This is a genomic window from Burkholderia pulmonis, from assembly GCF_984667975.1.
In genome coordinates, this window is record NZ_OZ480186.1 from 725,583 (window position 1) to 738,035 (window position 12,453).

6 protein-coding genes are annotated in these 12,453 nt (G+C 70.0%); 1 reads left to right on the plus strand and 5 read right to left on the minus strand.

Going from position 1 to position 12,453, the window contains the following annotated elements:
- Nucleotides 1-54: 54 nt before the first annotated feature.
- From tldD to AC5LXK_RS03445, 3 genes are all read right to left on the minus strand, one after another.
- Nucleotides 55-1,521: a metalloprotease TldD gene (tldD, locus tag AC5LXK_RS03435; protein WP_043189560.1), complete on the minus strand. Its 1,467-nt coding sequence runs from the start codon at nt 1,519-1,521 to the stop codon at nt 55-57.
- 85 nt (nt 1,522-1,606) lie between these two features.
- Nucleotides 1,607-2,434, minus strand: a complete 828-nt coding sequence (locus AC5LXK_RS03440; protein WP_493390319.1) for a carbon-nitrogen hydrolase family protein — start codon at nt 2,432-2,434, stop codon at nt 1,607-1,609.
- 62 nt (nt 2,435-2,496) lie between these two features.
- Nucleotides 2,497-6,696, minus strand: a complete 4,200-nt coding sequence (locus AC5LXK_RS03445) for a YhdP family protein (protein ID WP_493390320.1) — start codon at nt 6,694-6,696, stop codon at nt 2,497-2,499.
- Nucleotides 6,697-6,927: 231 nt separating this feature from the next.
- Between AC5LXK_RS03445 and glnE the strand changes: the two genes are divergently transcribed.
- Nucleotides 6,928-9,729, plus strand: a complete 2,802-nt coding sequence (gene glnE / locus AC5LXK_RS03450) for a bifunctional [glutamate--ammonia ligase]-adenylyl-L-tyrosine phosphorylase/[glutamate--ammonia-ligase] adenylyltransferase (RefSeq protein ID WP_493390321.1) — start codon at nt 6,928-6,930, stop codon at nt 9,727-9,729.
- 96 nt (nt 9,730-9,825) lie between these two features.
- Here glnE and recN read toward each other — a convergent pair whose 3' ends face one another.
- Entirely contained in the window at nt 9,826-11,475 is a 1,650-nt protein-coding gene (gene recN, locus AC5LXK_RS03455) for a DNA repair protein RecN (RefSeq protein WP_493390322.1), read from the minus strand.
- Between the two features lie 19 nt (nt 11,476-11,494).
- A complete protein-coding gene (locus tag AC5LXK_RS03460; RefSeq protein ID WP_493390323.1) occupies nt 11,495-12,397 on the minus strand; it encodes an NAD kinase in 903 nt (300 codons plus the stop codon).
- Nucleotides 12,398-12,453: the final 56 nt, after the last annotated feature.

Genomic DNA, 12,453 nt, shown 5'->3' on the forward strand with positions numbered 1-12,453 from the left:
GGACAATCCGCGCGTTTTCTTCAAAATACGCGGATTGTCTGCGTGACGATGCGGTTATGCCGTACCGCCGACCGTCATCCGGTCGATCCGCAGGGTCGGCTGACCGACGCCGACCGGCACGCTCTGGCCTTCCTTGCCGCACACGCCGACGCCCGAGTCGAGCGACATGTCGTTGCCGATCATGCTCACGTCCTTCAGCGATTCCGGGCCGCTGCCGATCAGCGTCGCGCCCTTCACCGGGTAGGTGATCTTGCCGTTCTCGATCATGTACGCCTCGGACGCCGAGAACACGAACTTGCCGTTCGTGATGTCGACCTGGCCGCCGCCGAAGTTCACCGCGTACAGGCCGTGCTTCACCGACGCGATGATTTCCTGCGGATCCTTGTCGCCGTTCAGCATGTACGTGTTCGTCATGCGCGGCATCGGCAGCGCCGCGTACGACTCGCGTCGTGCGTTGCCCGTGACCGGCATCTTCATCAGGCGAGCGTTCAGCGTGTCCTGGATGTAGCCCTTCAGGATGCCGTCCTCGATCAGCGTCGTGCACTGCGTCGGGTTGCCTTCGTCGTCGATGTTCAGCGAACCGCGGCGGTTCGGCAGCGTGCCGTCGTCGACGACGGTCACGCCCTTCGCGGCAACCCGCTCGCCGATCCGGCCCGCGAATGCCGACGAGCCCTTGCGGTTGAAGTCGCCTTCGAGGCCGTGGCCGATCGCTTCGTGCAGCAGCACGCCCGGCCAGCCCGGCCCGAGCACGACCGTCATCGCGCCGGCCGGCGCGGGACGGGCGTCGAGGTTGACGAGCGCCGCGTGCACCGCGTCGTCGACGTAGCGCGACAGGACTTCGTCGGTGAAGTAGCCGTAGTCGAAGCGGCCGCCGCCGCCGCCGGAGCCGATCTCGCGGCGGCCGTTCTGTTCGGCGATCACCGTGACCGACACGCGTACGAGCGGGCGGATGTCGGCCGCGAGCGCGCCATCGCTGCGGGCGACCAGCACGACGTCGTATTCGCCGGCGAGGCCGGCCATCACCTGCGTGATGCGCGGGTCGCGCCCGCGCGCCATCTGCTCGATGCGCTCGAGCAGCTTGACCTTGGCCGTTGCGTCGAGCGACGCGAGCGGATCGGACGGCAGGTACAGGTCGCGGCCCGAGATCCCCTTCAGCGAGGTGGCCGCCTTGATCTTCTGGCGGCCCCCGCCGGCCGCCGCGATCGCCTTGGTGGCGGCAGCGGCTTGCGCGATCGCTTCCGGCGACAGGTCGTCCGAGTACGCGAACGCGGTGCGGTCGCCCGCGACCGCGCGCACGCCGACGCCCTGGTCGATGCTGAAGCTGCCCGACTTGACGATGCCTTCCTCGAGGCTCCACGCTTCGCTGCGGGTCGCCTGGAAGTACAGGTCCGCGTAGTCGACGCGGTGCGTGAAGATGTCGGCGATCGTGCGCGTGAGCAGGCTTTCGTCGAGGCCGTACGGCGTAAGCAGGATGTCCTTCGCCAGCGCGAGGTTGCGGATGCCGGGTTCGATGATGTTCATGCGGATATCGGGGTTTCTCAAAAAGTTGTCGGGTGCTGCTGGGCAGATGGGTTGGCCGCGCGGCGTTTCAAGCGGTGCGGCGGATTCAGGTCAGCACGCGGTGCCGCCACGCGGGCAGGCTCTGGCGTACGTCGGCGATGCGTTGCGGATCGATCGAGCCGAGCACGACGCTCGCGCCCACGTCGCGGACCGCGACGATTTCGCCCCACGGGTCGATCAGCATGCTGTGGCCCCAGGTGCGCCGTCCGTTCTCGTGCTTGCCGCCCTGCGCGGCCGCGAGCACGTAGCACTGGTTCTCGACGGCCCGCGCGCGCAGCAGCGTTTCCCAGTGCGCGCGGCCCGTCGTATACGTAAACGCCGACGGGACGACGATCAGCGCGCAGTCGCCCAGGCGGCGATACAGCTCCGGAAAGCGGAGATCGTAACAGACCGACAGGCCGACCCGCCCGAACGGCGCGTCGAACGCGACGACCGTATCGCCCGCGCGGATCGTGCGCGCCTCGTCGAACGACTCGTCGCCTTTCTCGAAGTTGAACAGGTGGATCTTGTCGTAGCGCGCGGCTTCGTTGCCGGACGGATCGAACACGAGCGTCGTGTTCAGCACGCGATCGGGCTCCGGCGCCTTCAGCGGCAGCGTGCCGCCGATCACCCAGATGCCGTGGCGGCGCGCGGCGTCCGCGAGGAAGCGCTGGATCGGGCCGTCCTGGTAAGGCTCGGCGAGCGCGAGCTTGTCGGTGTCGCGATGGCCCATGAAGCAGAAATACTCGGGCAGCAGCACGAGCTGCGCGCCTTCGCCGGCGGCTTCCGCGATCAGGCGGCGCGCTTCGGCGAGATTGCGTGTGACGTCCGGCGTGCTCACCATCTGCAGCGCGGCGACCCGGTAGGGTGTGGCGGAACGGGTGTGGTCGGTCATCGCGGGATCGGTTGCGTCATAAATGGGGTGCGGCCCGGCGCCCTGCGCGGTTCGATGCGCGCTCAATGGTTCGCCGCATCGGCCGGACCGTGATTCATCTTACCCTGATCGCCCCGCACCCGCTCGATGTGCGGGTGCGCCCACGAACCGGTGATCGAGTAGTCGATCGCGAACGCGCGCGACAGCGTTTCCGACAGCGCATAGTTCGCGGCCAGCACGCCGATGCCGAGCAGCGGGTTGATGACGGCCGCGCCGATCGCGGCGGCGCCCGCGCTGATTTTCGGCGCGACATGCGCATGCAGGTCCTGCGTCTCGGTGCCGAGATCGACTGCGCCGCGCACGGTGACGTTCGCGGGGCCCGTCATCATCGAGAAGTCGTCGGTGCGCGCGATCCCGTTCGAAATCTGGCCGGTGCCGGTGATCTTGTCGAACGGCAGCCCCTTGCCGACCACATCGCGGAAATTCAGCGTCAGGAAGCGTGCGAGGCTCTGCAGGCTCAGCACGCCGAGGAGTTTTGCCGCGCCCGGATCGACCTTCAGGATCTGCCCGTGTTCGAGGTCGAGCGCGACCTGGCCGCCGAGCGACGGGAAGTCGAGCGCGGTCGGGCCGCCGCGCCAGCCGACCTTGCCCGTCACCGAGCCGTGACCGTCCGCGAGCGTGCGCGGCAGGCCGACGCGGTCGAGCAGCGCGCCCGCGTTGTCGATGTCGAGCTTGAAGTCGAACACGGTGCGGCGCGGTGCGTCGCTTTCGTCGGCACCGCGGGCGAGCGCGCGACGCGACGTGCGCCAGTTGCCGGTCGCCGTGAGCTTCGCGGCCGGGTTCGACAGTTCCAGCTTGTCGAGCTGCCACACGGGCGTGCCGTCTTCGTCGATGTTGCGCGCGTTGACGACGAGGCGGCCGATGTCGTGGTCGCGTGCGACGACCTGGTCGACGATCAGGTCGATCGACGGCATCGGACGGTCGGTCGGCGTCGGCAGGTTCATCGCGCGGCCGACGAGGTCGTGCTGCGAACTCTGCGGCACCACGAGCTTCGCGAGCCGCGCATTCAGCACGCCCGCGCCGTTGTGGCCGCCGCCCGGCGCCCACGACAGGTAGCCCGATACCTGGTTCGATGCGATGTTCGCCTGCCAGAGGTCGTCGACGTGCGACGCGCCGACGATCACGTTCTCCCAGTTGCGCTTGAGCAGCTTCAGCGTGCCGAAGTGGAACGCGAAGCGCTTCGGTGCAAAGCTTGCGAAATCGACGCCCGGCGCGGCCGGCGGTTCCGGTGCGCGCGGCGCGTCCGGCTTCAGCGTGTGGGCGAGCGCGAGCCACGCGTCGGCGTCCAGCTCGTCGACGTCGACGGCCGCACTCACGCCGTCCTGCGGCATGTCGGGCATCCGGTGGATGCCCATCGCGCCGCGCACCGCGCGCAGCGGCTGGCCGTGCGTCGCGTCGAGCAGGTAGGTCGCGGACACCGGGCCGAGCGTCAGGTCGGCGTGTTCGAGGCGCTTGCCGTCCGCCTGCGGCGCCGGCTGCAGCGTGAAGCTGAACGGCATCGGCGTGCCGGCCGCTTTTGCGAACGGCGCCGGGAAGTTCAGCGCGACGCCCGTCAGGTCGGAATGCGCGCTGATGTCGGGCAGGCGGCCCGGTGCGCCGCGCACGGCGACCTTGTACGGCGCGTCGCCGACCACGTGTTCGAGCAGCGCGGCCGCCGGGCCGTGCAGGTTCAGGCCGCGTGCCGCGTCGAGCGCGAGCCGGCCGTCGACGTCCACCGTGTACGGGCCGTGCGACTGGAAGTTGCCGTTCGCGCGCACCGGGCCGCCGAGGAAGCGCCCCGACAGGTCGTGCAGCGACGCGCCGGCCTCGGTGAAGCGGACGCTGCCGCGCAGTGCCGACAGCGGCGGCACGCCGTGGGCCGACAGCGTGTTGCCGCCGAACGCGAGCGCACCTTCGATGTGCGTGTGCGGATGCGCGACGTGCTGCGGAATCGTGATCTTGAGCGCGAGCGACGCGGGGCCCTGTGCATCGATCCGCTGGCCGATATGGCCGCTCATCATGCCGAGCGAGCTGTTGTCCGCGTAGTCGACCAGATCGGCGAGCGGGCCTTGCGCATGGCCGTCGATGATCAGCGGCGAGTGGGTCGGATTGCCGAGATCGTCGATGCGGCCCGCGACCTTCGTCAAGGCGACGCGCTTGTAGTGCGCGCGCTCGATGTCGAAGCGCAGCTTGTTCTGCGCGAGCTCGAACACGCCGTCGATCCCGTCGAGCGCCGGCCAGACGCTCGGCGTGCCGTTCGCGAGCGTGCGCGGCGGGTACGGCGTCGGCTCGAAGCGGCCGCCGGTGAACGGCGCGACGATGTGGAACACGCCGGCGTCCGGCTCGTGTTCGAACGGGAATTTCTCGAGCGGGCCGCGCGCGACGATCGACGCGCCCTTGGTCACCTTGCCGTCCTGCAGCGCGTGGCCGAGATAGTCGCGCAGGTGCTCGGACATCCCGGTCGGCAAGTAGCGCGGAATGCGCGCGACCGACGCGCGCGCGAAATCGGCGCGCAGGTCGAGCGAGCCGCGGCCGTGGCCGGGGTTCGTGTACGAGCCGGACACCGCGATTTCGGCATCGGGGTTCGACACGAGCAGGTCGGGCAGCGATACGTCGACACGCGCGTGCTTGTCGCCGGGCGCGGGCGTGATCGTCCATTTCGCATTGCCGCGCAGCCGGTCGAACGTCAGGCGCGGTTCGTCGAACTCGCCGGGCACGGTGACGGCTGCGTTGACCGTGTCGAAATGCGCGGTGCCGCCCGTCTCGTTCGCGTCGACGCGGCCCCACAGGTTCTCGACGCCCGGCCAGCCGGCGCGCGGGTGACCGCGCGGCGAGAGCCCGGGCGGCGGCTCCTGCGCGGCAAAGCTGATGCCCTGCAGGTCACCGAGGAAACGGTAGCGGACGATCGGCGCGGCGCCCGTGCGCCGCTCCTCGTCGGCGAGGTCGGCGCGCGCGGGTTTTGCGCGCTCGACCTCGATCTGGTAGTTCGACACCATGCCGCGCGGGTCGATCTTGATCAGCTCGTTGCGCAGGCGTGCCGGCAGCGGCAGCCCGCGGATGAACTCGCTGAGGATGCCGAGATCGACGCGATCGCCGGCGACGCTGATCAATTGCCCCTGGGTCGCGGTCGGCACGCGGTAGCGGGCCGTCAGCGTCGACAGCGCGAGCGAGCGGGCGAGCGGCGTGCCGTCCGACAACGGCGGCTGGCCGAGCTCCGCGTTGAAGCGCGTCAGGTGCAGCGTGTAGTCGTGGCCCGCATCGAGCACCATGTCCCAGCCGAAGCCGACCGTCGGCACGTCGAGCCGCGGCTGCGTCGGGCGCACGCGCAGGGCGACGTCGGCGCCCTGCAGGTCGCCGCCCGCGGAGCGCAGGTGGCCGTCGCTGAACGTTGCCCAGATCGCGTTGTCGATCCGTCCCGCGTGGATCGTCAGCGGCATGTCGAGATAGCGCGTGAGCGTCTGCAGATCGACGGGGCCCGTCGACAGGTACGCGTCGCCGGTCCAGTTCGACGGCTTGCCGATCGGCGCGAGCGGCTTGTGCCGGAAGCGTGCACGGAAGTCGAGCGGGCCGAGCAGCAGCGTGCCGTTCGCGGGCGCCTGCAGCGCGGCCTTGTGCACGCGGCCGTCGTTGAGCACCGCGAGCCGGATGCCCGACAGCACGAGTTCAGGTGCGTTGTGCTGCGCGTCGCGCCAGCGCAGCGTGCCGCCGCGCAGCACGATCGCTTCCTGCTTCAGCAGCCACGTGCCGAACGTGTCGTTGCCGCCGTGGGTGGTTGCCACGCCGACGCCTGCAATGCTCAGCGAGCCGTCGGCCGTGCGCGCGACGACGAGGTCGGGCTGGTCGACGATCAGGCTCGACAACGCGGGCGACAACCGCAGCAGCGACATCCACGACAGCGCGGCCGTCGCATGCGGCACGGACAGCGCGACCTGGCCGTCGCGGCCGCGGATCGTCAGGTTCGTGAGTTCGACGCCCGGCTGCATGCCGGACCAGTTCGGGGAAAGCCTGCCGATCGAAAGCTGCGCGTGGAGCTTGTCGGATACGGCACGCTCGATGCGCGGCCGGAATTCGTCGATGCGGGGCAGCAGCACGTAGCGCAGCCCGAGGAAGGCGCCGGACGCGACGAAGTAGGTGCCGATCCCGACTGCCAGCGTCACCCTGAACACGCGACGCAGGACCGGATGATCGTGCTTCGGAGGTCCCGCTTCGGGCGCAGCTACGGCGGATTCCTGACGGTCGGACATGCGGCGGACGGGCGGCGATATGGTAGTTTTGCAGACTGACGTTGAAATGTATCACACGGGTTCGTGCCGGCGGCCGTTGCGGCAGCGCGGCACGGGCTTTCCGGCGCGCGGTTTCGCGGCAGGCGCTCATGCGTCCCGCGATGCCGCGCCGAGTCCATGGGGCCGGCCGGCAGCGGGGCGCACGCGCGCTGGCCGGCTGCCGGACGGCCTTTCCGCCAGGCCCGCTTCTCGATGACCGACGCTTCCGCCCTGATCAGCACGTCCTATTCCCGATACATTGCCCGCGCGGCTACCGCACGGCCCGCGCTGGCCGAGCAGGTTGCCGCGTGGGCGGCCGCGCCGCTCGGCCGCACGCAGCTCGACGCGCGCCTGACCGAGCTGCTCGCGACGCCGGCCGGCACGGCCGCGCCGACCGAGGAGCAACTGAAGCGCGCGCTGCGGCAACTGCGCGCCGAGGCATTCGGTGCGGTCGCCGAGCGCGACCTGCGCGGGCTGGCGGACGTCGCCGAAGTGACGGGCGCGATGACCGATCTCGCCGAAGTGGCCGTCCAGCGCTCGCTGGCGCTGCTGTCGGCCGAACTCGAGGCGCTGTACGGCGAGCCGCGCGGCGCCGACGGCCAGCGCGTCGTGCTTGGCGTGGTGGGGATGGGCAAGCTCGGCGGCCGCGAGCTGAACGTGTCGTCGGACATCGACCTGATCTTCGTCTACGAGGACGACGGCGAGACGACCGGCGGCGCGCGTTCGCCGCTGTCCACGCAGGAGTACTTCACGCGGCTCGGCCGGCGCCTGATCGGCGTGCTGTCCGAGGTCACGGCCGACGGCTACGTGTTTCGCGTCGACATGCGGCTGCGCCCGAACGGCGATTCGGGGCCGCTCGTGTGCAGCCTCGGGATGCTCGAGGAATATTTCTACGTGCAGGGGCGCGAGTGGGAGCGCTATGCATGGATCAAGGGCCGGCTCGTGTCGGAAGGCGACAGCGACGCCGCGCAGCGGCTGGAGTCGCAGCTCGAATCGATCGTCAAGCCGTTCGTGTACCGCCGCTATCTCGATTTCGGCGTGATCGGCGCGATCCGTTCGCTGCACCAGCAGATCCGGCAGGAAGCCGCGCGGCGCGCGTCGATGCGGCCCGACAAGGCCGACGACATCAAGCTCGGGCGCGGCGGGATCCGCGAGATCGAGTTCAGCGCGCAGGTGTTCCAGCTGATCCGCGGCGGTCAGGATGCGGAATTCCGCGTGCGGCCGACGCTCGCGGTGCTGCGTCATGCCCAGGCGCGCGGGCTGATCGGCGAGGACGTGCGCGCACGCCTGTCCGAGGCTTACAACTTCCTGCGCACGCTCGAACACCGGCTGCAGTACCGCAACGACGCGCAGACGCACGCGATGCCGGTCGAGCCCGACGAGCGCGCGGCGCTGGCCGGGTCGCTCGGCTTTGCCGACTACGCGGCGCTGATGGCGGTGCTGGAGGGCCATCGAACCTTCGTCGAGGCGCAGTTCGACCAGATTTTTGCCGACAAGGTGAGCGGCGGCCCCTGCTCGGCCGGCGACGATACGGCGGCCGCGTGGATCTGGAGCGGTGCGCTGGCCGACGACGGCGAGGACGACGCGCTGGTCGCGCGGCTCGACGGCCTGGGCTTTGCCGATCCGGCTACCGTGCTCGCCCGGCTGCGCGCGATCTGGCAATCGTCGCGCTACTCGGGGCTGCCGGAAAAGAGCCGGCAGCGCTTCGACAGCGTCGCGCAACGCGCGCTCGACGCCGCGCCGAAGATCGATGCCGCACGCCGCGACGACACGATCGTGCGCCTGTTCGACCTGCTCGAGACGGTCAGCCGGCGCGGCGTCTATCTCGCGCTCCTGACCGAATATCCGGCCGCGCTCGACCGCGTGCTGTCGGTGCTCGGCGCGACGCGCTGGGGCGGCGGCTACCTGATCCGCCACCCGCAGCTGCTCGACGAGCTGCTCGACGACGAGGCGATCGCGAGCCCGTTCGACTGGCCCGCGTTCAAGGACGCACTGCGCGCGCGCCTCGCGGCGGCCGACGGCCCCGAGCAGCAGATGGACCTGCTGCGGCACGCGCAGCACGCGGAGGTGTTCCGGATCCTGCTGATCGACCTGGCCGGGCAACTGTCGGTCGAGCACGTGAGCGATCGCCTGTCCGAGCTGGCCGATGCGGTGCTCGACGTGACGATCGAGGTCGTCTGGTCGCAGCTCGCGAAGCGCCATCGCGACGTGCCGAAGTTCGCGGTGATCGCATACGGCAAGCTGGGCGGCAAGGAGCTCGGCTACGCGTCGGATCTCGACCTGATCTTCCTGTACGACGACCCCGACGAACGCTCGGCGGACGTCTACACGACCTTCACGCGACGGCTCATCACGTGGCTCACGACGGCGACCGGCGCGGGCGCGCTGTTCGACATCGACCTGCGGCTGCGGCCGAACGGCGAGGCCGGACTGCTCGTCACCGATCTCGACGCGTTCCGCCGCTACCAGCTGCGCGAGGGCGATGCCGCGAACACCGCGTGGGTGTGGGAACACCAGGCGCTGACGCGTGCCCGCTACAGCGCGGGCGACGCGCAGATCGGCACCGACTTCGAGGCGATCCGCCAGCAGGTGCTGACGACGCCGCGCGACGGCGGCGTGCTCGCGAAGGAGATCGTCGACATGCGCGGCAAGGTGTTTGCCGGCCACCCGAACCAGACCGAGCTGTTCGACCTGAAGCACGACCGCGGCGGGATGGTCGACATCGAGTTCATCGTCCAGTACTGGGTGCTGCTGCACGCGTCGAGCGACGCCGAGCTGATCCGCAATACCGGCAACATCGCGCTGCTGCGCGAGGTCGCCCGCTTCGGGCTGATGGGCGAGGACGAGGCCGAGCGAGTCGGCGCCGCGTACCGCAAGTACCGGAAGCTGCAGCACAAGCTGCGGCTCGACGGGATGGAGAAGGCGCGCGTCGATCCGGCTGCGGTGGCCGACGAGCGGGCTGCGGTGACGGCGCTGTGGGAGCGCGTGTTCGGCGCGGTTGAAACGGGCGTTTGAACGAAAGCAGGGCGGGCGCGGAATCGACCCGCGCACCGCCCTGAATTCCGAATTGGAAGTGCGGCCCCGTTCGGTTCGAACGGGGCGGCGGCCGCGTCAGGCCGCCAGCATTTCCTTCGCGTGCTTGCGGGTGGTGGCCGTGATTTCGAGCCCGCCGAGCATCCGCGCGACTTCCTCGATCCGGTTCGCGCGGTCGAGCGCGACGACCGTCGACACCGTGCCGCCGCGATCGTCGGCGCCCTTCGCGACCTGGAAGTGATGGTCGCCGCGCGCGGCGACCTGCGGCAGGTGCGTCACGCACAGCACCTGGCGGTCGCGCCCGAGCTGGTGCAGCAGGCGGCCGACCACTTCGGCGACGCCGCCGCCGATCCCGGTATCGACTTCGTCGAAGATCAGCGTCGGCGTCGGGCTTGCCGCGCTCGCGATCACCGCGAGCGCGAGGCTGATCCGCGCGAGTTCGCCGCCCGACGCGACCTTTGCGAGCGGCCGCAGCGGCACGCCCGGGTGCCCGGCGACGCGGAACTCGACCTGTTCGAGCCCGTGCGGGCCGCCATCGGCGAGCGGCGCGAGGGCGACTTCGAAACTGCCACCTGCCATCGACAGCTCCTGCATGCCGGCCGTGACGGCCGTGCCGAGTGCTTTCGCGGCCTGTACACGCGCCTTCGACAGGCGCCTGGCGTCGACGAGATAGGCTTCGCGCGCCTTGGCCTGCGCCGCCACGAGTGCGCCGAGATCGGCGGCCGCGTCGAGCGCGGCGAGCTGCGCGCGGCGCGCCGCATGCTCTTCGTGCAGCGTGTCGGGCGGCAGCCGGAACTTGCGGGCGGTCGAGTGCAGCGCGTCGAGGCGCGTTTCGACCTGCGCGAGCCGCTCGGGATCGAGATCGACGCGCTGCGCGTAGTGCGACAGCGAATAGACGGCTTCCTGCAGCTGGATCTCGGCCGGTTCGAGCGACGCGAGCGCGTCGCCGAGCGCGGTATCGTAATCGGCCAGGCTGCGCAGCTTCGACACGATCGCGCCGAGCTGCGCGAGCATCGCATCGTCGGACTCGGACAGCGCGTTGAGCGCGCCGCGCACCCCTTCGATCAGGTTCGCCGAATGCGACAGGCGCTTGTGTTCGTTGCTGACTTCGTCCCATTCGCCGGCTTGCGGCGCGAGCTTGTCGAGCTCGGCGAGCTGCCACGCGAGCTTTTCGCGTTCGAGCTGCAGTTCGCGTTCGTGTGCCTTCGCGGTGTCGATCGCTTGCGTCGCGTCGCGCCACACGCGCCAGGCGCGTGCGACGTTCGCGGCATCGGCGACGAGCCCCGCGTGCGTGTCGAACAGCTCGCGCTGCGCGTCGGGCCGCATCAGCAGCTGGTGCGCATGCTGGCCGTGGATGTCGACGAGCATCTCGCCGAGTTCGCGCAGCTGCGCGAGTGTCGCGCTGGTGCCGTTGATGAACGCGCGCGAACGGCCGTTCGCGTCGATCACGCGGCGCAGCATCACGGTGTCCTCGGCGTCGAACGCGTGTTCGTCGAGCCAGCGCGCGACGCGGTCGTGCGGCGTGAATTCGGCCGTGATGTCGGCGCGGCCGCAGCCGGTGCGCACGACGCTCGCGTCGGCGCGTTCGCCGAGGGCGAGGGCGAGGGCGTCGATCAGGATCGATTTCCCGGCGCCGGTTTCGCCGGAAAAGACGGAAAAGCCGCTGTCGAATTCGAGATCGAGCGCGGCGACGATGACGAAGTCGCGGATCGAGAGGTGGCGGAGCATGGTGTCGGGCGGAGCGGCGTCAGGACGCCTTGTCGTCTTCGTTCGAGGCGTGTTCGTTCCAGTGCAGCTTCTTGCGCAGCGTCGTGTAGTAGCTGTAGCCGATCGGGTGCAGGAACGGCACCGTGTGCTTCGAGCGGCGCACCTCGATCGTGTCGTTCAGTTCGAGCGACGTGAACGACTGCATGTCGAAGTTCACGTTGACGTCGCGTCCGCCCACGATCTGGATCGCGATTTTCGTGTCGTCGGGCAGCACGATCGGCCGGTTCGACAGCGCGTGCGGCGCGATCGGCACGAGCACGATGCCTGCCAGCTGCGGATGGAGGATCGGGCCGGCCGACGACAGCGCGTAGGCGGTCGAGCCGGTCGGCGTCGCGACGATCAGGCCGTCCGAACGCTGGTTGTACATGTACCGGCCGTCGACCGACGCGCGCAGTTCGACCATCCCGGAGAAGCCGCTGCGGTTGACGACGACGTCGTTGAAGGCGAGCGCGTGGTAGATCGGTTCGCCGTCGCGCATGATCCGCGCCTCGAGCAGCGAGCGCTCCTCGCGCTCGAACTTGCCGGCCAGTATCACGGGGACGAGCGCGTGCATGTCGGCTGCCGCGATGTCCGTGATGAACCCGAGCCGCCCGTGGTTGATCCCGATCAGCGGCGTCCGGTACGGCGCGAGCTGCCGGCCGATGCCGAGCATCGTGCCGTCGCCGCCGAGCACGATCGCCACGTCCGCTCGCGCCCCGATTTCGGCCGGGGTGAGCGCCGGATAGCCGGCAATGCCGATCTCGCGCGCGGTGTCGCCTTCGAACACGACCTCGAAGCCGAGCTTGGTCAAGCTGGCCGCCAGCGTGGCAAGCGGCTCTGCGATGCCGGGCGTGTTGCTCCGGCCGACGAGCGCGACAGTATTGAACTGATTACCGGTTCTCATGCCGGCATTACACCATAGCTCGTTGACGAAAAGAACCGGTTGTGCGCGGACGGGGC